The sequence below is a fragment of the Flavobacterium panici genome, from assembly GCF_903819335.1.
GTDB lineage: Bacteria > Bacteroidota > Bacteroidia > Flavobacteriales > Flavobacteriaceae > Flavobacterium > Flavobacterium panici.
In genome coordinates this window covers 121,862-147,882 of the sequence record NZ_CAIJDE010000062.1, presented here as the reverse complement: position 1 = coordinate 147,882, position 26,021 = coordinate 121,862, and the positions used below count along the sequence as shown (strand labels likewise).

Here is a 26,021-nt window from a genome sequence, read left to right as displayed (position 1 = left end):
TTTGAAAGAAAAGCATTCTTCTTATCAACAGATATTTAAAGCAACCTCAATTTTAGGAAGTGTACAAGTATTTAATATCATTATATCTATTTTAAGAAGTAAAATTGTAGCAGTACTATTAGGTCCTGCCGGTATGGGAATCGTTTCCATTTTTACATCTACAATAGGATTGTTAGGACAAATAACCAATTTAGGATTAGGAACTTCTGCTGTTAAGAATATTTCCAAAGCTTCAGAGACCCATGATCAAGAGAAACTTGCAAAAACAGCAACGGTTTTTCGTAAACTCGTATGGATAACAGGTTTATTTGGCTTTATTGTTGCTTTAATATTATCTCCATTTTTAAGTGAAATTTCGTTCGGGAATAAAAAATATACATTTGCTTTCGTATTATTATCTATAACATTACTTTTTACACAGGTTAGTGCCGGACAAAATGTTATTCTGCAAGGAATGCGCAAAATACAGTATATGGCAAAGGCTAGTGCATTAGGGGCATTATTTGGATTGATAATATCAATACCTATGTATTATTATTGGAAAGAAGATGGAATTGTTCCGGCAATGATATTAAGTTCAATTAGCATTGTGGTAATTTCGTCATATTATGTTAAGAAAATTGCTATACCAAGTATTTCTGTAAATAGTTCTGATTTTAAAAATGAAGGAATGGATATGCTAAGAATGGGGTTTTTGATAAGTTTCAGTTCAATTATCTTATTAATAGTAGGGTATATAGTTCGTATATATATAAATAAAATTGGAGGAATAAAAGATGTTGGTTTATATACAGCTGGATTTGCTATTATTAATACTTATGTTGGAATGGTCTTTACTGCTATGGCATCTGATTATTATCCTAGATTAGCAAGTGTTTCTGACGATAAAATTAAAACAAAGAAAACAATAAATGAGCAAGCAGAAATTGCAATACTTATTTTGTCACCAATATTAGTCGTTTTTTTGGTGTTCATTCATTGGGCAATAATATTGTTATATTCAAATGATTTTATTGAAGTTATTCCAATGGTGCATTGGGCAACTCTTGGTGTTTTTTTTAAGGCACTAAGTTGGACAATTGCATTTTTATTCTTAGCAAAAGGCGAGTCAAAAGTTTACTTTTGGAATGAAGTAATAGTGAATGCATACATGTTGATTTTGAATATGTTGGGTTACTATTATTATGGGCTAACAGGTCTTGGGATTTCTTTTTTGATTAGCTATTTTTTATATTTCATACAAGTTTTTTTTATTTGTAAGATATTTTACGAATTTGATTTTAATAAAGAAATTATTAAAATTTTTTCAATTCAATTTACATTAGCGATATTCTCTTTTATAGCAGTTTACTTTTGTAATGTTTATGTAGCTTATTCCGTGGGTTTAGTAATTATCCTGATATCTAGTTGTTTTTCGCTAAATGAATTAGATAAGAAATTAGATATTAAAGGTATAGTTAGTAATAAATTTAAGAAGAAGGTTTAATTTTATAAATCGATTGATTAGTAGTTAAATGAATAATGAGAAGATGACAATTGCTTTCATAACTCCGTTAATGATTATTGGAGGTGCAGAAACCTATATAATTAATAAATGTGAATGGTTAATAGCTAATAATTTTAATGTAATAGTTATTTCAGAAGGTGGCGAAAATGTCTCAAATTTACCTCAAGGTACAATTCATATAACGTTGGAAGGAATAAGTTTACCTCCTTTAGTATTTACAAATGCTCAATACAACAGCTTTAAACAAAAGCTAAAGACAATTTTATTAGATAATAAAGTAAATGTTATTGAGGCTCATAATTCATACCCAATTGTTCACGTGGCTTCTTTGTATAATGAAACTGGAATTCCTTTTTGCGTAAATATATTGTCAGAGCTTTCTTATAGGCGTAATCCTTTGTTGAAAATTATCACTAAGAAAATGGATAGGTTTGGGCTATTTTATTCACTAACGCCACAAATGCATGAATATATTGAAGGAGTTACAAAATTAAAATTAAATCCCAATATAATACCCATTCCAGTTAAAGCAATTGAGACCGATAGTTCTGTTTCTACTCAAAAATATATTTTATCTGTCAGCAGGTTATCTGAAGATAAAGACTACGTAAAATATTTAATTCAGGATTTCTATGAAATATATAGAAAAAATGAAAGTTTTAAGGAATACAAATTAGTTATTGTAGGCGATGGTAATTTGTTCAATGAATTAAATCAATTAGCGCTTCATATAAATGGAGAATTGGGTCAGGAAATTATTCAATTAAAAGGAACTGTAGTTGGTAAAGATTTAGAAAAATTGTATCAGGGATGTACAATGTTTGTTGGTATGGGAACTACTCTTTTGCTAGCTGCTTCGTGTGCTAAGCCTTCAATAATTGCTGGATTTACTCCTGAAACAAATAAATCTGCTTGGGGTTTTTGGGGCGAGAATAACTTAGATAAAGATATAATAGTCATTAATTCTCCAAAGGATCGATCTCCGGTAAGCTTTCAATTAGCAATACAAAGTATAATAGAATCAGATTCACGTCGAACTAGTGCTGGTAATGCAGCTATTAAAATGTTTAATGAAAATTACGATTATAATTCTATAATGACCTTATGGAAAAGTGAATATGATAAGATTATAGATGTTTGCAAAAAAAATGAGATAATGATAGAAAAAGAACTTAAAAATTATGAATGGCCAATTCATTTTTATCGCCAAATTCGTAGAATAGTTAAGTTTTTTAAGATATAATCGTGCTTAGAATTTTCTTCAAATAAAAAGATAATATAAAGTAATTTAAATAGTTGTAAATATTATAATGAAAAAAAATTTAATTGTTTTTGGAACAAGGCCTGAGGCTATAAAAATGGCTCCTCTGGTTCAAGAGTTTAAAAAACATTCAGATATTTTTGAAACCAGAGTTTGTGTTACCGCTCAGCATCGGGAAATGTTAGATCAAGTTTTGGACTTTTTTAATATTCAGCCAGAGTACGACCTGAACTTAATGAAGGCAAATCAAAACTTATATTCACTAACAGCAGATATTATAATCGGCTTAAAAGAAGTTTTAGAGGATTTTAAACCAGATTATGTTTATGTGCATGGTGATACAACGACAACAATGGCAGCTAGTTTAGCATCATTTTACTCTGGAGCTAAAATTTGTCATGTTGAAGCAGGACTTCGTACAAATTTTAAGCGAACACCTTTCCCTGAAGAAATGAATAGACAATTGACAGGAAGAATTGCTGATTATCATTTTGCCCCAACAGAAGCATCTAAGGAAAATCTCTTAAAAGAAAATATAGCATCTGAAACAATATTGGTAACAGGTAATACGGTTATTGACGCGTTGATTGATAGTTCTAAAAGAGTAGAAGATATCTATAATTTGGAAATTGAAAACTTAAAGAAGATTGTAAAAAAGGATGTAAAAACAATTCTTGTTACCGGCCACCGTAGAGAAAATCATGGAGATGGTTTTATTCGAATTTGTGAAGCTTTAAGAGAAATAGCTTTAATTAATCAAGATGTAGAGATAATTTATCCAGTACACTTAAACCCTAATGTAAAACGACCAGTTTATGAAATACTATCTGGAATTGATAATATTAAGTTAATAGAACCTTTGGCTTACCCTGCTTTTGTATGGTTGATGGATAAATCGTATTTAATCATTACTGATAGCGGTGGAGTTCAGGAAGAAGCACCAAGTCTTGGAAAACCTGTGCTGGTTATGCGTGAATCGACAGAAAGACCTGAGGCAGTAGTTGCTGGAACAGTAATATTGGTTGGGACTAACAAAGAACTTATAGTGAATGAAGCAAATAAATTGCTGAATGATGAGGATAAATATACAAGGATGAGTGTACTACACAACCCTTATGGTGATGGAAAAGCGTGTGAAAGAATTGTAAACTATATATCAAATTTAGAATAAATGAGCAATATCTTAGTATATAATCATGACATACAAAAATACCCGCCTATTCTAACTACAGTGAAAATATTACTCTCTTTAGGTAAGAAAGTTGTTATTGTAGGTTATTGCAGTGATAAAAATACGATTTCTGATTTAGAATCCCAAGGGGTAGTTTATTTTGAAACAATTATAAACGATATCAAAGAAAATAAAATTGTAAAATTTTTTAAACTATATTCATATAAGAAAAAAGTTGAGAAAATTGTAAATGAAGAATTTAAAAAAGACTCAATTTTATGGTTATACGGAAATCAAAATATATGGCTTCTTTATAATTTAGTTTTTAAATTTAAATCAATATTGTATTTATTTGAAACTCCACAACTAAAAGTAGGATTGAGATATAAGCTTTTAAGTCCATTTCTTAATTATGCAGACACTATGCAAAAAGCATGGAAAGTGGTTTGCTGTGAATACAATAGAGCTCATATCACAAAAGCTTATTTTAATTTGGTAAAATTACCAATTGTAATTCCAAACAAACCTGATTTTGATCTTTCTAAATTAAAAAATATACTTGATGATGAGACTGAAGCTCTTTTCAAGAATAAAAAGCTGATCTTATATCAGGGAATTTTTAACTATCCTGAAAGAAGATTAGATGAGTTATGTGAGTCCATACAATATTTACCAAGCGAATATCTGATTTGCATTATGGGAGGAGACGATAATAATAAGGCTAGGCTTATCAACAAATACGAATCAGAGCGTGTTGTATTTTTGCCTTTTAAATCGGCGCCATATCATCTGGAGATTACTCAAAAAGCATATATAGGCTTTCTGTCCTATTTTTCGCAACAAGGATCAATCGAAACAGCAATAAATACGCTTTACTGTGCACCCAATAAAATTTTTGAATATTCATGCTTTAGTGTACCCATGATTTCAAATGATGTTCCTGGCTTGTCCAATTTATTTAATAAATACAACGCGGGAAAAGTAGTTGCTGAATTTGAACCTAAGGAAATGGCTAATATCATTTTAGAAATCGATAAAAATTACGATGAGTTTAGTAAAGGTTCTTTGTCTTTGTATAATTCAGTAAATATTAAATCTTTGGTGAGTAAATTAATAGAAAAATAAAAGGGCAATGAATTTTTTTAGTTTACCATATCTTGCCCTTATACTATGTTATGTTTTTTTATACTTTTATGAAAAAAGTAGTCAACAGTCAAATAATAAAAGTGTAGCTGGATTTTGGGGTGCTTTTATTTTTGTTTTATTTTTTGGATTTAGAGGTTTTATAGGAAGCGATTGGTTTAATTATGAAAATTATTATTCAGAAGCAACTTTAGATGTGTGGACAGCTTTTGACTATGAGATTGGATTTTCATTTTTGGTGAAATTATTCCATGATTTAGGCTTTGAGTATTCGTTTTTTGTGTTTTTTATAACGTTAATACAAGTCGTTTTATGGCATAGGTTCTTAAAAAAAGAATCATATAATATTTCGCTAGCCTATATTGTTCTTATAAGTTGTTTTCCGCTTTTAATTATTGATTTATTACGAAATTTTACAGCTATCCTGATAGCAGTTCAATCGATAGAATACATTAATAAAAATAAAAAAATAAAGGCCTTCCTGATTATCTTATTTTCTATGAGTTTTCATTTGACAGGTATTACCTTTCTCCTTCTTTTTTTCCTAAAGCGAAATTATTTCAATAAAAAAGTATTGGTTATTTTATTAATTTTTGGCATTATAGTTTATTTTCTTCAGATTCGCTTTATAGATAGTATTATGGCTTCCTTAGGAGCAGTACTAGGCGGTAGATTTGAATATTTGGCCGGCACTTTAACCGAATCAGATGTGTCTTATGGAATACGATTTGGAATCCTTGAAAAGATTTTCCTGTTTATATTAGTACTAAGTAATTATAAATATATAGTAAATAATAAAGTAATTTCCCCAATATACTTTAACAGTTTTTTTTGTTACTGTTTTATTCAACTATATTTTAGTACTTCAGATGCCATGATAAATAGATTTGCACTGTTGTTTTTTTGGGCATATTTAATGATATTATGTAATTTAAAAGATTTAATTAAGCATCGAGAGTTGAGAAAAACCGTTGTATTTCCAGTTATATTATTTTGTTTTTTGAAAACTTACATTACTTTTAATAACCCACTATATAGATACACGAGCGTAATTTTTGGTAAGGAATCGTATTATGATCGAGCACTAATTAGAGATGAGTTTTATGAATCAAAAGAATAGATTGAAAGATAATTTAATATCACAGCTTAAGAAAAGAAAATAAATTTACCAGGTGAAAGTATTGCAAATCATTACATCTCTATCTATTGGGGGAGCAGAAAAGTTAATTGTTGATAGTGTCCCTCTTTATCAAGCCAAAGGAATAGAGATGGATGTTCTCTCTATAAACAATAGGAAAACTCCATTTTGGGAAAAGCTAGAGAAGAATAGCAATGGAAAAGTATCAGGACTTACCTCTAAATCTATTTATAACCCTTTTTTAATATTTAAAATTATTCCCTATTTAAAGAAATATGACGTAGTACACTTACACTTATTTCCAACATTATATTGGGTAGTAATTGCAAAATGTATTTCTTTTTCGAAAGTCAAATTAGTCTATACAGAACATAGTACTAACAATAGAAGAAGGGATATGGTGCTATTTAAATTTGTTGACAAGATTATTTATAAGAAACTCCAAAAAATTGTTTGTATAACTCTAGGTGTAAAAAATAACTTGAAGGAACATCTAAAATTTAATAAAAACATGCAGGTTATTAATAATGGTATAGATACCAAAAAATTTAATAATGTGGATAATATTACAGATTTTAAGTTTTTCGAAAAAGAAGATTTTAAGTTAATACAGGTATCTAGTTTTCGTAAACAAAAAGATCAAGCGACTTTAATTCGAAGTTTGAAACTGCTTCCGGAAGTAGTTAAATTGATTTTGGTAGGAGATGGGCCTTTGATTGAGAACAATAAAGTTTTAGCAGAAGAATTAGGGATTAAAGAAAGAGTAGTGTTTTTAGGTAACAGATACGATATTCCAGAATTATTGAAGTATAGCGATGTTGTAATTTTATCTTCAGAATGGGAAGGATTTGGGCTAGCAATTGTAGAGGGAATGGCGTCTGGTAAGCCAGTTATAGCAAGTAATATTGACGGAATCAAAGAAATTGTTAAAGACCATGGTTTGCTATTTGAAAAAGGAAATGAGAAAGAACTCGAAATTTTGGTAAGGAAATTGCTAGAGGACAATGATTTTTATCAAAAAAATGCCAGACAGTGCTTACTAAGATCTAATGATTTTAGTATAAATAAAATGATAGATCAATATATTGAAATATATAAATTAGTACAATGAATAAATTAATATTATTATTAGTTTTATTGTTTTTTGTATCATGCAACTCCCAGCAAAAAAAGGAGTTAGATTTTAAATATAGAAACGTTAAAACAACTCATATTGCTACTATTCCATTAGTTGCAAAAAGCAAAATTAAATATTCAAAGCTAGAGAATTATCTGCCTAAGAATTATGTTCAGGATGGATCTGTAGATTATGGTACTTACTTACAAAAAGGAATTGATGAAAATAGTTTTGTTGAATTTCCTAATTTTCCAATCCTAATAGGAGAAAATGGTTTAACATTAAAAAGCAATTCAATACTACTATTTAAAAGTAAATCAAAATTAATTTTAAAATCAAATTCACTTTCAAATTATCACATTTTAGATCTTAAAAATATAGAAAACGTTCAGATATATAATCCTAAATTAATAGGAGAAAGATATGAACATACAGGTGTGAAGGGAGAATGGGGAATGGGTATTAATATACTTTCATCTAAAAATATTTCAATTTATAACCCAGAAATAAAAAATTGTTGGGGAGATGGTATTTATATTAGTAAAGTTTCTGATATAGAGTCAGAAAACATTATTGTTAAAGGAGGAATTATTGATAACAATCGACGCAATGGAATATCGATTATAAGTGGGAAGAAAATAGATATTTCGAATATAGTGCTTTCAAATACTAATGGAACTCTTCCGATGGCAGGAATTGATATCGAACCAAATACTAATGATGATGTTTTAGAAAGTATAAATTTAAAAAAAATAAAAACGTTCAATAACGCAGATGCTGGCGTCGCAATTATTTTATTGAATATGATTGGAAAAAATCATAAGAACGTTTCGATTAATATTGATTCTCATATTGATTACTTTTCTAAAACGAGTTTTTTAATGGGAGGTAACAGACTTTCATATCCAGAATCCATTAAAGTGCTTGGCGGGTTTATTAATGTTACAAATTCTAATTGGAATGACAGTCAGAATAAATTATTAATGGCCAGTGATTTTAAATATATACCCAAGTATAAATTTTCTAATTTGAAGATAAGTACCAACGGAAAGTTGGATACTAAAGAAACTGAACTGAGAAAAAAGCAATTGCGTGAAAGAGTAATTTCTGTGAATTAAAACATTTGATTTAAAGAAATTAAAAATAATACAGACACAAACACTTTTTAGTGCGGTAAATGTTTGATCGTGTTAAAAATATCCCTAAACTTAGAAATGAACCAAATAATTTCAGGTAAAAGTAAACAGAAGTTAATACGTATTACGACTGTTCCATTATCATTAAAAACTTTATTAAAAGGGCAAAGTAGATTTATGTCTTCTTATTATGAAGTAATCGGAATTTCATCTGCTGGAAAAGAACTGTCAGATGTTAATTTAGATGAAGGAATTCGTGTTTTGTCGGTAGAAATGACTAGAAAAATTTCGCCTGCAAAAGATTTAAAATCCCTTTATAAATTATATAGTATTTTAAAAAAAGAAAAACCTTTTATAGTCCACTCTCATACACCAAAAGCAGGTATTATTTCAATGCTTGCTGCAAAGTTTGCGGGAGTACCCTTTAGACTACATACTGTTGCAGGTTTACCATTAATGGAAGCGACGGGAAATAAAAGAAAGTTATTAAATCTTGTAGAAAAATTAACTTATCGATTTGCTACAAATGTATATCCAAACTCAAAAGGGTTGTATGATTTTATAGTAGAAAATAAATTTGTAGATAAAACAAAATTAAAAGTTTTAGGGAATGGAAGTTCAAATGGAATTAACACCAATTATTTTGATGCAAACTTAATTTCATCAGAACAAAAAACTTTATTAGCAAAACATTTAAATATTATTCCAACGGATTTTGTTTTTATTTTTGTTGGAAGACTTGTTTCTGATAAAGGTATAAATGAACTGGTTAAATCCTTTAATGAACTTAGTAAGGATTATAGTAATGCTAAATTAATTCTGGTTGGTTCTTTTGAAGAAGAATTGGATCCATTGGATGTGAATACTCTTCAGATTATTAACGAAAATTCAAGAATTCTTTCAGTTGGTTTCCAGCAAGATGTTCGTTCTTATTTTGCTATTAGCGATTGTTTAGTTTTTCCTAGCTATCGAGAGGGATTTCCAAATGTTGTAATGCAAGCAGGTGCTATGGGCTTACCATCCATTGTCTCTGATATAAATGGATGTAATGAAATTATTGAAGACGGAATTAATGGAATAATTGTGCCTGTAAAAAATGCCCAATCGATATATGATAGTATGAAAAGAATGATTAGTGATTCAGAATTGAAAAATTCTTTAAAAGAGAAATCTAGAGAAATGATCGTATCTCGCTATGATCAAAAAGTCATTTGGGATGCTATTTTAGATGAATATAAAAAATTAGAAAATTTATGTACAAAGTAGTTTTTAAACCCGCACTTGATTTTTTAGTTGCATTTATTGGTTTTCTAATTCTGAGTCCAGTTTTTTTTATAGTAACAATAGGCTTATGTTTTGCAAATCAAGGAAAACCATTTTTTTTTCAAAACCGTCCAGGGAAAAGTGGTAAGGTTTTTAAAATAATAAAGTTTAGAACCATGAACGAGAAGAAAGATTCTCAAGGAGAATTATTATCAGATGCAGAACGATTAACGAAGATTGGTCAATTTGTTAGAAAAACATCTTTAGACGAGATACCTCAATTGTTAAATGTTCTAAAAGGTGATATGAGTATTATAGGGCCTCGTCCATTACTACCGGAATATTTACCATTGTATAACGAATTTCAAAAACAACGACATGACGTCAAACCAGGTATTACAGGTTGGGCACAAGTAAATGGGAGAAATGCAATTTCATGGCAGGATAAATTTACATTTGATGTTTGGTATGTTGAAAATGTATCATTTTTGTTAGATTTAAAAATTATTCTGAAAACTTTTAAAAAAGTAATTGTAAGTGAAGGAATTAATGCAGCAAATGTTGCGACTATAGATCGTTTTAATGGAGAGTGTTAAATATTTATATGGAGCAAGCGGTCATTGCAAAGTAATTATTGAGATATTAAAAAGCATAAACAATAAAGTTGGAGCAATTTTGGATGACTATCCAAAAGATAATTTTCTTATGGATATTCCTGTAATTGAATTTTCTAAAACAGAAATCTTACCAGGAGATAATATTATTATTTCTATAGGAAATAATGGGACTAGAAAAAAAATTGCTTCAAACATTAATGCTGACTTTGCTGTTGCATTTCACAATAAAGCAATCATATCTGAAAGTGCAAAAATTGACAAAGGTTCTGTTGTTATGGCAGGAGTCGTTATAAATGCTTCTGTAAATATAGGTAAGCATTGTATCATTAATACGGGTTCAATAATTGACCATGATTGCAACATAGCAGACTATTGCCATATTTCTCCCAATGTTTCTCTGGCAGGAAACGTTATAATAGGAGAAGGAACACACGTTGGTATTGGTACTTGCGTTATACAAGGTGTTAAAATTGGAAAATGGGCAACGATAGGAGCTGGATCGGTAATAATCGATGATATTCCGGATTTTGCTGTTGTTGTTGGTAATCCAGGCAAAATAATAAAATATAATCATAAAAATGAATAATTCAAAAATATGGCTGTCATCTCCACATATGGGAGGGACAGAAGAAAAATATGTTCAAGCAGCTTTTGATACAAATTGGATAGCTCCATTAGGGCCAAATGTGAACGGTTTCGAAAAAGATTTAGAAACATATTTGGGATCAAATGTTCAAGTAGGCGCACTAAGTTCAGGAACAGCTGCTATTCATTTAGGGCTAATTCTATTAGGTATTAAAGCTGGTGATGAAGTTATTTGCCAAAGTATGACTTTTTCAGCATCTGCAAATCCAATTATATACTTAGGAGCAACTCCTGTTTTTGTTGATAGCGAAAGTGATACATGGAATTTATGTCCAATCTCATTAGAAAATGCTATTATTGACAGAATCTCGAAAGGAAAAAAACCAAAAGCAATCATTGCAGTTCATCTTTATGGAATGCCTTATAAAGTTGATGATATTAATAATATCGCTGCAAAGTATAATATTCCTGTTCTTGAAGATAGTGCAGAAGCATTAGGGAGTTATTTTAAAAATAAGAAGTGTGGAACTTTTGGCGAAATAGGAGTTCTTTCTTTTAATGGAAATAAAATTATTACAACGTCTGGAGGTGGAGCAATTGTAACAAAAAAATCAGAGGTAAAAGAAAAAGCAGTTTTTCTTTCTACTCAGGCTAGAGATAATGCACCTCATTATCAACACAGCGAAATTGGATATAATTACAGAATGAGTAATATCTGCGCAGGGATTGGTCGTGGACAAATGGAAATTTTAGACAATCATATACAACTTCGTAGAAAGATGAATAATTTTTATGCTAATTACTTTAATAATATTGAAGGAGTTGAGGTTCTTACAGAACCAAATGATGATTATTTTTCAAATCATTGGTTGTCTGCCATTACAATAGATTCAGCAAAAACTAATGGAAAGACAAGAGAAGATTTAAGAATTGCATTTGAAGCTGCTAATATTGAAAGCAGGCCTCTTTGGAAGCCAATGCATTTGCAGCCTGTTTTTGAACAGTATCCATATTATGGTAAAAAAGTGTCTGAAAAATTATTTGAAAATGGGTTATGTCTGCCTTCTGGATCAAATTTAAGTGATGAAGATAGAAAAAGAATACAGGCAGTTTTAGACGATTTTTTTAATGTGAAATTCTAATTAAATGAAAATTGAAAAAACATTTATTGAAGGTTTACTGATCGTAGAACCTATTATATTAGGAGATGAAAGAGGTTATTTTTTTGAATCATACAGCAAAACTAAATTTCAAGACTTAGGTGTTGAAATTGATTTTATTCAGGATAATCAATCTTTTTCACGATATGGAACCTTGAGAGGTTTACATTATCAAAATCCACCGTTTGCTCAAACAAAACTAGTTCGTGTTTTACAAGGCGAAATAGTAGATATTGTAGTTGATTTGAGAAAAGGTTCGCTAACTTACGGCAAAACATTCAGTGTTTTATTATCAGCCGAAAATAAAAAGCAGCTATTAATACCACAAGGTTTTGCACATGGTTTTTCAGTGATAAGTGAAACCGCTTCTGTAATGTATAAATGTGATCAGATTTACAATAAAGCTTCTGAAGGAGGTATTAAATTTGATGATCCGTCATTAAATATTGACTGGGTGATAGATTTAAATAAAGCCATTATTTCAGAGAAAGATCAAACTCTACCTTTCATTCAGGAATGCAATAGTTTATTTTAATGAAGAAGATACTTGTAACTGGTTCGAATGGTCAATTGGGTTCTGAATTGTATGTTTTGTCGTTACAATATTTACAGTATAATTGGGTTTTTGCAGATCGAAGCAAAGTTACACTTGATGATGTTAACGTGCTGAAAGTGCAACTAAATGAAATTAAACCTGATATTATCCTGAATTGCGCAGCATACACATTAGTAGACAAAGCAGAGACAGAAAAAGAAATAGCTTTTACAATTAATCATTTAGCAGTTGAATCAATCGCTAAATATGCTGAGGGTAATAATGTGAAATTACTACATATTTCGACAGATTATGTGTTTGACGGATCTTCATCAAGTCCTTTAAATGAAGAAGCTGTAACAAATCCTATTAATATCTATGGTGAAAGTAAAAGAGCCGGAGAAGTAGCTTGTCTTAAAGAAAATCCAAACTCAATTGTAATTAGAACTTCTTGGGTTTATAGCAAATTTGGCAATAATTTTGTTAAAACAATGCAGAGATTAATGCAAGAAAAAGATCAAATTAATGTTGTTAATGATCAAGTAGGATCTCCTACTTATGCCGCTGATTTAGCGCAGGTAATTATTGATATTGTTGAATCTGAAAAATGGATACCAGGAATTTACAATTATTCAAATGAAGGTGAAATAACATGGTATGAATTTGCGTTGGCGATAAAAGAGTTTGGAAAGTACAATTGTAAAGTTTATGGAATACCGTCATCATCTTATCCAACTCCTGCAAAACGACCAATATTTTCGTTGTTAAGTAAAATAAAGATAAAAAAAACTTATAACGTTGATATTCCTAATTATAAAGATAGTTTAGAAAAAATGTTCATATAGATTAATTTAAGATTTGTTGTTGCATTTAAGCAATAAATTTTTAAAATCTAAAAACTCAAAGATATTATGAAAGGAATAATTTTAGCTGGAGGTTCCGGGACACGTTTACATCCCTTAACACTCGCAGTCAGTAAGCAAATGATGCCTGTTTATGACAAACCAATGATTTATTACCCATTGTCAACATTGATGATGGTAGGAATTAATGAAATATTAATTATTTCTACACCACATGATCTGCCAAATTTTAAAAAATTATTAGGTGATGGTTCTAATTTAGGATGTAAATTTAGTTATGCAGAACAAGTAATTCCAAATGGTTTAGCACAAGCCTTTGTTATTGGAGAAGATTTTATTGGAACCGATGAGGTAGCATTAATTTTAGGGGATAATATATTCTTTGGAGCTACAATGCAGGAATTATTGAGATCTAACACTAAACCTAATGGGGGAGTTGTTTTTGCATATCATGTTTCAGATCCTGAACGTTACGGTGTTGTTGAATTTGATGGAAATTTAAATGCAATTAGTATTGAAGAAAAGCCAGAAAAGCCAAAATCAAATTTTGCCGTTCCTGGATTGTATTTTTATGATAATACAGTAGTTGAAATTGCTAAAAATATAAAGCCAAGTCCAAGAGGAGAATATGAAATAACAGATGTGAATAAAATCTATTTAGAAAAAGGGAATTTAAAAGTTGGCGTCTTAGGAAGAGGAACAGCTTGGCTTGATACCGGAACTTTTAACAGTTTAATGCAAGCGGGGCATTTTGTTCAGGTTCTTGAGGAAAGACAAGGTTTAAAAGTTGGATGCATTGAAGAAGTGGCATGGAGACAAGGCTTTATTAATGATGAACAATTGAAGAGTTTAGCTTTGTCATTAGTTAAATCCGGTTATGGAGAATATTTGAATGAACTTTTAAAACAAAAGAAAATTGGGGTTAAAATTTAATTTCAAAAAAATTAATAAATTTATAATCCTTTAATTCGTATTTTTGTAAAACAGACAAAGTCTGTTAAAAAATTTAATTAAATCAAAAATTGGATACAGATAAACCAACTAAAATAGCATCCTTTTTGTACAATTCTTTTTCTCCAAGGAATTTGAGAGCAAACATTAATAATCTTAGTTATTTACCAAGGTGGATTATTGTTGCTATAGATGTAATGGTGCTTATTTTCTCATTTACATTTACCTATATGCTGTTTGAAGGTACAGCCCTAGGATATATTATTATTTCTCATGATTTTTATTTTGTTACAAGTTTAATAATTGTTAATGTTTTCTTCTTTTGGCTTTTTAGGACTTATTCAGGTATTATAAGACATTCATCTTATATTGATGCGATAAAACTTTTGTTTTCTCAAATGTCAGTTTTAGTGTTTTTTTTGTTTGTCAATCTAGTTTATGAACTATATGAGGGTGAAAAAGCATTTTTAAATACGGCATTATTTATAAATTTAGTGTTGTCTTTCTGCGGTTTGTTCTTATATCGTGTAATTGTAAAGCAAACTTTCGAATTATATTTTTCAGAAAAAACAAATTCAAAACTAATAAGAACTGTAATTTATGGAACTGATGCAAACGCCATTTCTGTTGCAAATGCATTAAAGTTTGAAACTCCGTCTCGATTTAAAATTGTTGGTTTTGTAGATAAAAATAATCAAAATGCATCGAAGAGGATGCTGGATCTTCCTATTTTGATTTTAAGAAAAAAACTTCCGGCTTTAATGCGTTCTGTTGCTGCAGAAGGAGTTATTATTGCTGATAAAAGTTTGTCAAAAGATGAACAGTTAATCATTGTTGATCAATGTCTTGAATTCAACTATAGAGTTTATACAGTTCCTTTAATTTCAGATTGGGAAAATCAAAAAGAAATTTCTCAAAAAGTAAAAAATATTCAGATTGAAGATTTATTAGAAAGAAAACCTATAGTTTTAGACAGTAAGTCGATTTCTAAACAATTGAAAGATAAAACTATCCTTATTACTGGAGCTGCCGGGTCAATTGGTAGTGAGATAGTAAGACAGGTTCTGGGATTTAATCCAAAGACAGTTATTATTTTAGATCACGCAGAAACTCCTTTACATAATCTTTGCTTAGAAACATTAAGCATGGATACGACTGCAAAAATTGTGGCAGTTATCACAGATGTAAAAAGTAAAAAAGCATTAGAGAAAGTATTTAAAAATTATAATCCGCATGTTGTTTTTCACGCTGCTGCTTATAAGCATGTTCCGTTGATGGAAGAAAATCCATCACAAGCTATTTTGACTAATATCAAAGGAACCAAAAATTTAGCTGATTTAGCATGTAAATATCATGTCAAAAAATTCGTGATGGTTTCGACCGATAAAGCTGTGAATCCGAGCAATGTTATGGGAGCCAGCAAGCGAATAGCAGAGAAATATGTTCAGTCTTTATATTTGAAAAATCAAAAAGAGAATATACCTGGAGTTACAAAGTTTATTACTACACGTTTTGGTAATGTTTTAGGATCTAACGGTTCTGTTGTTCCTTTGTTTACTAAACAAATTGCAGAAGGAGGTCCAGTAACAATTACGCATCAGGATATTATTCGATATTTTATGACTATTCCAGAGGCTTGTCAATTAGTTTTAGAAGCTGGTGCAATGGGTAATGGTGGGGAGATCTATATTTTTGATATGGGTAAACCGGTAAGAATTATCGATTTAGCTAAAAAAATGATTAAACTTGCTGGATTTATACCAGACAAGGAAATCAAAATAAAAATAGTTGGATTGCGACCTGGTGAAAAATTATATGAAGAATTATTAAATGATACTTCTAAAACGTTACCAACCTATCATAATAAAATTATGATTGCTCAGGAAATACAGGATGAATATGAAAACCTGCATACAGATATAGATGAATTAATTGGAATTGCAGATTTTTATGATAACGAAGATATAGTTGCAAAAATGAAAAAAATTGTTCCTGAATTTAAAAGTATGAATTCTGCTTTTGAAGTTCTTGATAAATAATTCAGACAAATTCGATAGATATATTAAAAAGGTGTTTTTTTAAAACGCCTTTTTCCTTTTTAATTAAATAATAAAAGGCTAAAAATCTTGTTAAATTAAGAGTTGAAGAACTCTTATATGTATTATTAAAAATTGATTATATAGAATATAAATGAATAATAATCCTAATGATTGGTTGTTCGAAATAACGCCAAAAAACAAGTTCTTTTCTCTAAACTTTAAAGAGGTATGGCAATACAGAGATTTACTTTTTCTTTTTGTTAAAAGAGATGTAATTACTGTATATAAGCAAACGGTATTAGGTCCACTTTGGTACTTGATTCAGCCACTATTCACTTCAATAACCTTTACAATAATATTTAATAATGTAGCAGGCATTAACACAGGTTCGATTCCTCCATTCTTATTTAATTTAGCAGGGATAACTGTTTGGAATTATTTTACTGCTTGTTTAAATGGAACCTCTGATACATTTAAGGCTAATGCAAGTATATTTGGAAAAGTTTATTTTCCGAGAATAATAACACCTCTTTCAGTTGTAATTTCGAATTTGATTAAGTTGGGGATTCAACTCGTAATTTTTATTGTATTCTATATTTTTTATTATTTCACAGGCTCTACTTTAACTTTAAATAGTTCATTGTTTCTTTTTCCATTATTGATTGTAATTATGGGGGTTTTAGGACTAGGACTAGGTATGCTTATTTCTTCAATGGTAACAAAATACCGTGATTTTAGTTATTTAGTAGCATTTGGAATCCAATTACTGATGTACTTATCAGCAGTAATGTACCCAATGGAACTTGTTAAAGCAAAATTGCCTAATTATGGATGGATTGTAGAATATAATCCACTAGCTTATATTATCGAGTCGACACGCTATATGCTTCTAGAGGTTGGAGAAATTTCAGTATTAGGATTAAGTTATACATTAACTATTACTGTTGTTATTTTTTTTCTTGGTCTTTTAATTTTTAACAAGACAGAAAAAAGCTTTATCGATACAGTTTAGATTTATATTTTCAAGCATATATATAATTTGCATTATAATTTGGAAAAAGATATTATTTTAAGAGCCGAAAATATTTCTAAACAATATCGTTTAGGAGAAGTAGGAACAGGTACATTAACGCACGATTTAAATAGATGGTGGCATCAAATTCGTGGTAAAGAAAATCCATATCTGAAAATTGGTGATACAAATGACCGCACTACAAAAGGAAACTCAGAATATGTTTGGGCTTTACAAGATATTAATTTCGAAGTAAAACGTGGTGAGGTTTTAGGAATCATTGGTAAAAATGGAGCAGGAAAATCAACTTTATTAAAAATACTTTCCAAAGTAACTGCCCCAACAACCGGAAGTATAAAATCTCGAGGTAGAATTGCCTCATTACTAGAAGTAGGAACCGGTTTTAATGGTGAAATGACTGGTCGTGAAAATATCTTTTTAAACGGCGCAATCCTTGGAATGACAAAAAAAGAAATCGCTTCTAAACTTGATGCTATAATAGAGTTTTCAGGATGTGAAAGATATATAGATACTCCAGTAAAAAGATATAGTAGCGGAATGACTGTACGCCTTGCATTTGCAGTTGCTGCATTTCTTGAGCCAGAAATTTTAGTTATTGATGAGGTTTTAGCTGTTGGTGATGCCGAGTTTCAAAAAAAGGCAATTGGTAAAATGCAGGACATTTCTAAAGGAGAAGGACGAACGGTTTTATTTGTTAGTCATAATATGGCTGCAGTAAAGAGTTTGTGTACAAGAGGAATTATTTTGGAACATGGAAAAGTAGCTTTTGAAGGGGAGATAGAAAATGCTGTAAGTTATTATCTTGGAGGAAATGCTGAAACAATGAATTCGAGAACATTTGGTAATGAATATGATTTTCCGGTTTTTAAATTAATCGAAATTTCTTTAAAAAACTATGGAAGAAATTCTGATGATGTATTGCGTGAAAATGAATTAATTATTCTTAATACTAAGCTAAATATAAAAATAAACGACCCTGAAAGATATCATATAACTTATCATTTAAATAATGAAATGGGAGAAGCTATGTTTTCATTTTCTAATGCAGGATCATTTTCTTTAAAGAATGGTATAAATGATATAACTTGTAATTTTCCAATATCTTTTTTTCAATCGGGACAGTACTTTTTATCTCTTTTTATTGTTGAAGATTCAAAACAACCAATTTTTATTGAGAGTGATGTTGTCGCTTTCACAGTAGTAGATGCTGGTAGAGAATTAGGAACTTATATGGGTAGAGAACCGGGATATATAAGACCACAGTTTGAATGGAAAATACAATAATATTTAAATAGAAATACGACAATGTCAAAAAGTATAAAAGTCAGCGTATGCATGATAACTTACGGTCACGAAAAATTTATTGAAGAAGCAATAAATGGTGTCTTAATGCAAGAAGTTGACTTTCAGGTTGAATTAATTATTTCTAATGATGCCTCACCTGATAGAACACATGAGATTGTAAATTCAATTATAGAAAACCATCCTCGAGGCAATTGGATAAACTATATAAAACATGAGTCAAATATTGGCATGATGTTAAACTCTCAGTTTGTATTACAAGCCAGTAAGGGGGAGTTTATTGCAATTTGTGAAGGAGATGATTATTGGACTGATCCTTTGAAATTAAAAAAACAAATCGATTTTTTAGAAGCAAATACAGATTATGTAATGTGTTTTCATCGTTGTCAATTTCTTACACTTGAAAACGGCAGCAATAAATTTGTTGATCAAGAACTTAAAATGATTGATTATGAATATAATCTATATGGATTATTGTATCATTGGAATATTCCAACGGCATCAATTGTTTTCAGGAATGTTTTTTTTGAAGAGAATAATGTTTTTCCTCAAGAATTTTTAAATGTTAAAAGTGGAGATATTGCGCTCGCATCTTATCTATTTCAATTTGGCAAATTTTTTCTTTTTAAAGAAGTAATGAGTGTTTATAGAGTTTTTGGGTTGGGAGTTTCCATAACACACAAAGATTTTAGAATGATACACTATAGAGCAGATTTATATCATAGAATAAATGAATATTACAATTTTAAATATGAAAGAGAAATATATCAGGCATTGCATGATATAATGAATAGGTATGCTCCAGTGTTATGTGTTGAGAAAAATGCAGTAAGGAATTATTCTACAAGAAAATTGATATATATAATAGTGAGAAGATTGAAAAAGAAAATAACTAAAAAATGAATCCTCTTATTTCTGTTATCTTACCCAATTATAATCATGCAAATTTTCTTGAAAAAAGATTAGAAAGCATATTTAATCAAACATATAGTAACTTTGAAGTAATTCTTTTAGATGATTGCAGTACAGATAACAGCAAAGAAATTCTTCTAAAGTATTCAAAAAATGAATATGTAAGTCATTGTGTTTTTAATGAAATAAATTCAGGAAATACTTTTATACAATGGAAAAAGGGGATAGCACTTGCAAAAGGTGAATTTATATGGATTGCAGAATCTGATGATTTCTGTGATCCAAATTTTTTAGAATCGGTCAGTAAACCGTTATTGTTGAATAATCAGATTACTTTGTCATATTGTCAATCTAACAGAGTAGATGTACATGATGAAATTATTGGAAATTGGAAAACATATACTGATGATTTAGATACGGAACAGTTTACCCAAAATTTTGTTATGGATGGTAATTTATTTATCGAAAAATATTTGATAAATAAAAATGTAATTCCAAATGCTAGTGCTGTTCTATTTCGAAAAGAAAACTTAGAAATTTCAGATCAGTTAATTAATACACCCGCACTTAAATATTGTGGAGATTGGGTAATATATTTTCAAGCAATTATCAAACAAAAAATTTCATTTATAGCAGAATCGATTAATAATTTTAGGTATCATCATAATAGTGTCATAGCACTTGTTTCAAAATCTGAAAAAAAAGCATCACTTATCGATATAGATCTTCAAATGCGAGAAGTAATAGCTAACTATTTACAACTAAATACTTTGGCTAACAAAGAACAAATTATTAAGCAAAATCAAAAGATAAGTAAGTTACTTAAGTATGATAAAGCTTTGCTTTTGTTCAATAATAAAAAAAAGTGGAAAGCAATTTTAATTTTACTTGGAATCTTTGACTTATTTATAAAAAAATATCCCTTTCGTAAACGGTTTAAGAATATTATTAATTTTTTCTAAAATGATTTCTTTAATTATCTGCAGCCGTACAAAAGTTCTTTCTGAAGAATTTACCCAAAACATAAGTGATACAATTGGAAATCAATATGAATTAATATTGATAGACAATTCAGAATCTAGTTATTCTATTTTTGAAGCTTATAACTTAGGAATTCAAAAGAGTAAAGGAGATTTATTATGCTTTATTCATGATGACATTTTATTTCATACTAAAGAATGGGGGAAAATATTAGAATCTGAGTTTAAAGAAAACCCTAATTTTGCTCTTATCGGAATTGCCGGCGCCAAAGTTAAAACGCAATACCCAACAGGATGGTGGGATTGTGAAAACAAGTATAAAGTAGTCAATATCATTCAACATGAAAAAGGTAAAGTTGAAAAACAATTCTTTGGATTTACAAATGATAATTTGCAAGAAGTTTTAGTAATTGATGGAGTTTTCATGGCTTTAAAACGTGATAATAATTTTCTATTTGATACTGACTTGACAGGTTTTCATAATTATGATCTTAGCTTATCTTGTAATGTTAAAACAAAAGGAAAAAAAATTGGAGTAACAAAGAAAATTTTAATAGAACATTTTTCTATAGGTACATTAAATAAAGATTGGTTTTTCTCGATAATGTCATTTCATAACAAATATCAAAAGAGTTTAAGAAATAATAATTCCACTTCAGAGCAGGAAATATTTGCTGGAAAGAAATATATAGATCATTGTATATATATATTAGGCAAAAAGAAAGGTTTAATCTATCTCCTATCGGTTTTTAAATTTAGCATCTCAATAAAAGTAAATTTTATGTTAGGAAAGGATATTCTTAGTAGATTAATTTAAATTAAAAAATGAAAATAAGCTTAGTTATTGTTACTTTCAACGGTATGAAATGGATCGAAGGTTGTATAGATTCTATTCTGGAAAGTACCATATTGCCAGAAATTATAGTTGTTGATAATTGTAGTACAGATAATACAAAAGATTTTTTGAAAAGTAATTATTCTCAAAAAATCAAACTCATTGAATCTAAAGAAAATTTAGGATTTGGGCGGGCTAATAATTTAGGTATTTCGCTAGCACTTGAGTTAAATAGTGATTTCATTTTTTTATTAAATCAAGATACAGTTATAGAAAAAGATACTGTTGAAAAACTATTAGAAGTTTCAAGTAGAAATTTAAACTTTGGGATAATAAGTCCAATACATTCAGATGGGAATGGTGATTTATTAGATATGAGTTTTTTATATTATATAAATCGTCAAGGAAAAGATTTGATTTCTGATTCTATTTTAAATAAAGAAATGAAAGAGATTTATGAGGTCGAAATGATAAACGCCGCTGCGTGGTTTATGCCTAAAAAAACTTTTGAAATTGTAGGAGGATTTGATCCAATGTTCTTTCTGTATGGCGAAGATGATAATTTTTGCCAGCGGGTATTATATCATAATTTAAAAATAGGCATTACGCCTAAAACAATTATTAAGCACGATAGTGATAATAATTATACAGTTAATTTTTCTAAAGGATCTAAAAAATATTATAATAAATTCTTGAACAGAATTAGAATACAATATGGGAATGTAAATTCTGAAGATCATACAAGAATTAGTAAAATTAGAAGGTATTTTTTTAAAGAAGCAATAGTTAGTTTATTAAAATTAAATTTTAGTGAATATCAAATTAACAAAACTAAATATAAACTAATAGACAGAAAAAGTATTAAGTTAAGCGTTTTAAAAAACAGAGAAACGGGGAAGAAATATTTAGCTTAAAAGTATGGAATCAAATTTTAATTTTCTAGTATCTGTAGTTATACCTTGTTATAATGATTATAAATATATTCATGAAGCAATAAATTCAATTAATAACCAAACACATAAAAATGTTGAGATTATTATTGTAGATGATGGTTCAGATACCATTACACAAAACGTTCTGAAAGAGATAAAACAGGAAAACATAACAATTGTATATCAAGAGAATTCAGGACCTAGTGCAGCCAGAAACACAGGAATAAAGAATGCTAAAGGAGATTATATTTTAACTTTAGATGCCGACGATTATTTTGATGCTGATTTCATTTCAAAAGCGTTAAATGTTCTTAGCATTTATAATAAAGTAGGTTTAGTAAGTTGTTGGATAAAGGTTTTTACTGAAAAAGGTATTATAGAAAAATTTAAACCAGAAGGCGGAGATTTGAAAATATTAATTTTAGGAAATGGAGCTTCAGCAGGAAGTGTTCTTTTTAGAAAACAATGCTGGGCAGATGCAAAAGGTTACGATGAAAACATGAGGAAGGGTTATGAAGATTGGGAATTTAATATCTCGGTAGTAAAAGCTGGATGGGAAATTGTAATATTGGAGGAATATTTATTTAACTATAGAAAAAAGATACAATCAAGAAATTCTCAGGCTGATAAATTGCATAAATATGAATTATGGAAATATATATATACAAAACATAAAGATTTATGGAATACATATCATGAATTAATGATCGATAATCTTTTTTCGCAAATGGAAGTTTTAGAATTAAGTTCGCATAATCTTCGAAAAACAACCGACTATAAATTAGGGAAAATAATCTTAATGCCCTTGAGGTTTATTAAAAATCTTTTATTCTAATTTCAACATTAAATAGAAAAAGTGAAAAATACCAAATTAGTTTCAATTGTTATACCTTGTTATAATGACAAAGATTATATTCAAGAAAGTGTCAATTCAGCTTTAAATCAATCTTACGAAAATATTGAAGTTATTATTGTGGATGATGGTTCAAATGAAGCTACAAAAAAAGTTTTGGCTACTATCAATAACCATAAAAAAGTAAAATTAATTACTCAAGAAAATAAAGGGTTAAGCGCAGCTCGAAATACAGGAATTGTAAACGCAAATGGAGAGTATATTGCAGCTTTAGATGCAGATGATATTTTTGAAAATACTTTTATCGAAAAAGCATCATCGATTTTAAATCAGCAATCAATGGTTGGTGTTGTAGGCTGTTTTTCAAACTATTTTGTAGAGAAGGGTAAAGTAATCCATAAAACCTGTCCGGAAGGAGGCAATATCGAAAATTTTTTATTTTGTAACAATACGATGGCTAGTTCCCTATTTAGAAAACAATGCTGGCTTGATGCTAACGGCTTTGATGAAAATATGAAAAAAGGATACGAGGATTGGGAATTTTGGATCTCTGTTACGAAACAAAGCTGGCAAGTACACATAATAAAGGAATTTCTTTTTAATTATAGAAAAAAAGAAACCTCAATGCTTCAAACCACAAATCTTTTATACGAAGAAGAAAATTATCAGTATGTATTAAATAAACATAAAGATTTGTATATAAAAGATTTTGATAAAACAATAGCATTTTTGCAAAAAAGAACATTAAGATATAAAACTAATGAAATTAAAAGATTAGAATCTATCGATTATAGAATTGGAAATATAATTTTAAGGCCTTTACGACTTCTAAAAAAAGTAATTTTAAGATGAAAAAAACTATTTATAAATTGTTTACGAAATTAGGTTACAGAATTGAAAACAAAAAAAAAGACCAAAAAAGAAGACTTTTATTTTTGTCCAAATTTAATATTGAAAAAGGTTTACAATTAGCGGTAAAAGGATTTCCTTTTATTCAAAGTTTAAACGGACTTTACGATGATTTAAAACTCATAGATTATAAAGATGGAATATTATTAGAGTTCGAAAACTTAAAGATTTATGTGGAAACTTTTGAAGAAATATTGATTGTTAATGAAATATTTGTGAAAATGGATTATAACTTTTTTTTCAATGAAAAAATAGTCTTAATTGATATTGGAACTAATATCGGGATAGCATCTTTGTTCTTCTCAAGAATTAATAATATTGAGAAAATTTATGCATTTGAGCCGGTTGAGGATACTTATAAACAAGCTTTGTTAAACTTTACTTTAAATAAAGATATATTAAAAGTAAGCGATTTTAAAAATTATGGTTTAGGTAAAAATGAAAGAAAAGAAGTTTTTCTTTTTAATAAAAATGTAAAAGGTAATACGGGAGTAAGAGGAAAAATGAGTTCAAGTTTTGACTCTTCACAAGTTGTAGAGAAAGAGGTTTTAATTAAAAATGCTTCATCTGAAATCGAGAGAATAAAGAAAGAAAACCCATTTAGTAAAATTGTAGTGAAAATGGATTGTGAAGGGGCTGAATATGAAATTTTTGAGGATTTAGAGCAATCGAATTGTATTCAAAATATTGATTGTTTTCTTTTAGAATGGCATGATAAAGGAAGTAAGCCTATAAATAAAGTTTTAGAAGAAAATGGATTTGGTTATTTCTCTCAAAACTTATCTCATAATACAGGAATGATATACGCCTATAAAAACAAAATATGAATCCACCATTAATTTCGATAATTATACCGGTTTATAATCGTGAATCATTAATAAAGGAAACTTTAGATAGCATTTTAGTTCAAACATATAAAAATTGGGAATGTATTATTGTCGACGATGGGTCGGATGATAATACAGAAAATATTATTAGCGAATATATAAAAAGAGATAATCGTTTTCAATTTTATAAAAGGCCTGAGACTATGATTAAGGGAGCTAACTCCTGTAGAAATTATGGTTTTAGTCTTAGTAATGGAGAATGGGTAAAATGGCTCGATAGTGATGATTTGATGTATATCGACAGCATGGACATTGAATCAAAATTGATGAAAGGCTATTCAAATGTTATACTATCACCGCTTGTTCTTTATGATTTTGATCAAAAAAAAGAAATTAAAAAAAGTAATATTTTTTCGGCAGATTTAATTCATGACTATTTTATTGCTAAAGTTGCACTTTATGTATCAGGGCCTTTATGGGAGAGAAAATTTTTAAATAAACAAGAGTATCTCTTTGATGAAAATATATCAAATGTAGACGACTGGGATTTTAATATGAGAATGTTGTATAAAAAACCAATCATTCGTTATAATGAAAAGCCAACAATTCTTTATCGTTTACATAACGATTCATTATCGCAAGAAATAAAAAAAGGAAATAAAAAAGAAATAATTTCGGTTTTAAATGCTTTAGAAAAACATTTAAAGCTGATCAGGATAAATAAAATTACACCTTATAAACCACTACTTGGTTATGCTGTAAAGTATTATAAAACAGAAATTTATAACTCATTAAGATCTAACAAAGATTATTCTTTTTACATATACTCTCGGTTAGCTAAAATTCATTTTTTGAATTTTTACAATTTTAGAGAGTTGATTAAAGTTAGTTTAGGTTTTCTGGTTTATAAAGTTTGTAACAAAGGTTATGTGTTTTTTAAGTAAAAATAAAT

General features: G+C 28.9%; 25 protein-coding genes. All 25 read left to right on the top strand.

Translation table 11 applies throughout. The features are described from left to right. Position 1 precedes the first annotated feature (1 nt). The 25 genes from FLAPXU55_RS20605 (at position 2) to FLAPXU55_RS20485 (ending at position 26,013) form a co-directional block, all read left to right on the top strand. Positions 2–1,486, top strand: a complete 1,485-nt coding sequence (locus FLAPXU55_RS20605; RefSeq protein WP_180860976.1) for an O-antigen translocase — start codon at positions 2–4, stop codon at positions 1,484–1,486. A gap of 43 nt (positions 1,487–1,529) precedes the next feature. Further along, the gene (locus FLAPXU55_RS20600) at positions 1,530–2,750 is read left to right on the top strand and encodes a glycosyltransferase family 4 protein (protein ID WP_180860973.1); all 1,221 of its coding nucleotides are present in this window, start codon (positions 1,530–1,532) and stop codon (positions 2,748–2,750) included. 67 nt (positions 2,751–2,817) lie between these two features. Then, positions 2,818–3,939, top strand: coding sequence for a non-hydrolyzing UDP-N-acetylglucosamine 2-epimerase (gene wecB / locus FLAPXU55_RS20595; RefSeq protein WP_180860970.1), 1,122 nt, complete (start codon positions 2,818–2,820; stop codon positions 3,937–3,939). After that, a complete protein-coding gene (locus FLAPXU55_RS20590) occupies positions 3,940–5,064 on the top strand; it encodes a glycosyltransferase family protein (RefSeq protein ID WP_180860967.1) in 1,125 nt (374 codons plus the stop codon). 7 nt (positions 5,065–5,071) lie between these two features. Further along, positions 5,072–6,202 (top strand): EpsG family protein, encoded by a 1,131-nt coding sequence (locus FLAPXU55_RS20585; RefSeq protein ID WP_180860964.1) that lies wholly within the window; start codon positions 5,072–5,074, stop codon positions 6,200–6,202. Positions 6,203–6,254: 52 nt separating this feature from the next. Next, entirely contained in the window at positions 6,255–7,331 is a 1,077-nt protein-coding gene (locus tag FLAPXU55_RS20580; RefSeq protein WP_180860961.1) for a glycosyltransferase, read from the top strand. Continuing rightward, positions 7,328–8,455, top strand: a complete 1,128-nt coding sequence (locus FLAPXU55_RS20575; protein WP_180860958.1) for a right-handed parallel beta-helix repeat-containing protein — start codon at positions 7,328–7,330, stop codon at positions 8,453–8,455. Before FLAPXU55_RS20580 ends, FLAPXU55_RS20575 begins: the two co-directional genes overlap by 4 nt. A gap of 96 nt (positions 8,456–8,551) precedes the next feature. Then, on the top strand, positions 8,552–9,739 hold the full coding sequence (locus FLAPXU55_RS20570) for a glycosyltransferase family 4 protein (protein ID WP_235992119.1): 1,188 nt from the start codon (positions 8,552–8,554) through the stop codon (positions 9,737–9,739). Continuing rightward, entirely contained in the window at positions 9,727–10,332 is a 606-nt protein-coding gene (locus tag FLAPXU55_RS20565) for a sugar transferase (RefSeq protein ID WP_180860955.1), read from the top strand. Before FLAPXU55_RS20570 ends, FLAPXU55_RS20565 begins: the two co-directional genes overlap by 13 nt. Continuing rightward, positions 10,319–10,939 carry an acetyltransferase gene (locus FLAPXU55_RS20560; RefSeq protein ID WP_180860952.1) on the top strand — a complete coding sequence of 207 codons (621 nt, stop codon included), beginning with the start codon at positions 10,319–10,321 and terminating at the stop codon, positions 10,937–10,939. Before FLAPXU55_RS20565 ends, FLAPXU55_RS20560 begins: the two co-directional genes overlap by 14 nt. Beyond that, positions 10,932–12,080: a DegT/DnrJ/EryC1/StrS family aminotransferase gene (locus FLAPXU55_RS20555; protein WP_180860950.1), complete on the top strand. Its 1,149-nt coding sequence runs from the start codon at positions 10,932–10,934 to the stop codon at positions 12,078–12,080. Before FLAPXU55_RS20560 ends, FLAPXU55_RS20555 begins: the two co-directional genes overlap by 8 nt. 4 nt (positions 12,081–12,084) lie before the next feature. Further along, positions 12,085–12,633 carry a dTDP-4-dehydrorhamnose 3,5-epimerase gene (rfbC, locus tag FLAPXU55_RS20550; RefSeq protein ID WP_180860948.1) on the top strand — a complete coding sequence of 183 codons (549 nt, stop codon included), beginning with the start codon at positions 12,085–12,087 and terminating at the stop codon, positions 12,631–12,633. Beyond that, positions 12,633–13,478 (top strand): dTDP-4-dehydrorhamnose reductase, encoded by an 846-nt coding sequence (gene rfbD, locus FLAPXU55_RS20545; RefSeq protein ID WP_180860946.1) that lies wholly within the window; start codon positions 12,633–12,635, stop codon positions 13,476–13,478. Before rfbC ends, rfbD begins: the two co-directional genes overlap by 1 nt. A gap of 66 nt (positions 13,479–13,544) precedes the next feature. Further along, positions 13,545–14,429, top strand: coding sequence for a glucose-1-phosphate thymidylyltransferase RfbA (rfbA, locus tag FLAPXU55_RS20540; protein ID WP_180860944.1), 885 nt, complete (start codon positions 13,545–13,547; stop codon positions 14,427–14,429). 89 nt (positions 14,430–14,518) lie between these two features. Beyond that, on the top strand, positions 14,519–16,486 hold the full coding sequence (locus tag FLAPXU55_RS20535) for a polysaccharide biosynthesis protein (protein ID WP_180860942.1): 1,968 nt from the start codon (positions 14,519–14,521) through the stop codon (positions 16,484–16,486). A 151-nt stretch (positions 16,487–16,637) separates the two neighbouring features. Continuing rightward, on the top strand, positions 16,638–17,498 hold the full coding sequence (locus tag FLAPXU55_RS20530; RefSeq protein ID WP_180860940.1) for an ABC transporter permease: 861 nt from the start codon (positions 16,638–16,640) through the stop codon (positions 17,496–17,498). A 39-nt stretch (positions 17,499–17,537) separates the two neighbouring features. Then, positions 17,538–18,803 carry an ABC transporter ATP-binding protein gene (locus FLAPXU55_RS20525; RefSeq protein WP_180860938.1) on the top strand — a complete coding sequence of 422 codons (1,266 nt, stop codon included), beginning with the start codon at positions 17,538–17,540 and terminating at the stop codon, positions 18,801–18,803. A gap of 21 nt (positions 18,804–18,824) precedes the next feature. Further along, positions 18,825–19,724: a glycosyltransferase family 2 protein gene (locus tag FLAPXU55_RS20520; protein WP_180860922.1), complete on the top strand. Its 900-nt coding sequence runs from the start codon at positions 18,825–18,827 to the stop codon at positions 19,722–19,724. Further along, on the top strand, positions 19,721–20,695 hold the full coding sequence (locus FLAPXU55_RS20515; RefSeq protein WP_180860919.1) for a glycosyltransferase family 2 protein: 975 nt from the start codon (positions 19,721–19,723) through the stop codon (positions 20,693–20,695). Before FLAPXU55_RS20520 ends, FLAPXU55_RS20515 begins: the two co-directional genes overlap by 4 nt. Before the next feature lies 1 nt (position 20,696). Next, positions 20,697–21,530 (top strand): glycosyltransferase, encoded by an 834-nt coding sequence (locus tag FLAPXU55_RS20510; protein WP_180860916.1) that lies wholly within the window; start codon positions 20,697–20,699, stop codon positions 21,528–21,530. An 8-nt stretch (positions 21,531–21,538) separates the two neighbouring features. After that, positions 21,539–22,462 carry a glycosyltransferase family 2 protein gene (locus FLAPXU55_RS20505; RefSeq protein ID WP_180860913.1) on the top strand — a complete coding sequence of 308 codons (924 nt, stop codon included), beginning with the start codon at positions 21,539–21,541 and terminating at the stop codon, positions 22,460–22,462. A 4-nt stretch (positions 22,463–22,466) separates the two neighbouring features. Next, a complete protein-coding gene (locus FLAPXU55_RS20500; protein WP_180860910.1) occupies positions 22,467–23,315 on the top strand; it encodes a glycosyltransferase family 2 protein in 849 nt (282 codons plus the stop codon). Positions 23,316–23,336: 21 nt separating this feature from the next. Beyond that, the gene (locus FLAPXU55_RS20495; RefSeq protein ID WP_180860907.1) at positions 23,337–24,185 is read left to right on the top strand and encodes a glycosyltransferase family 2 protein; all 849 of its coding nucleotides are present in this window, start codon (positions 23,337–23,339) and stop codon (positions 24,183–24,185) included. After that, on the top strand, positions 24,182–25,069 hold the full coding sequence (locus FLAPXU55_RS20490) for an FkbM family methyltransferase (RefSeq protein ID WP_180860904.1): 888 nt from the start codon (positions 24,182–24,184) through the stop codon (positions 25,067–25,069). The genes FLAPXU55_RS20495 and FLAPXU55_RS20490 overlap by 4 nt, the downstream gene beginning before the upstream one ends. Then, a complete protein-coding gene (locus FLAPXU55_RS20485) occupies positions 25,066–26,013 on the top strand; it encodes a glycosyltransferase family 2 protein (protein WP_180860901.1) in 948 nt (315 codons plus the stop codon). The genes FLAPXU55_RS20490 and FLAPXU55_RS20485 overlap by 4 nt, the downstream gene beginning before the upstream one ends. The last annotated feature ends 8 nt before the right edge of the window (positions 26,014–26,021 follow it).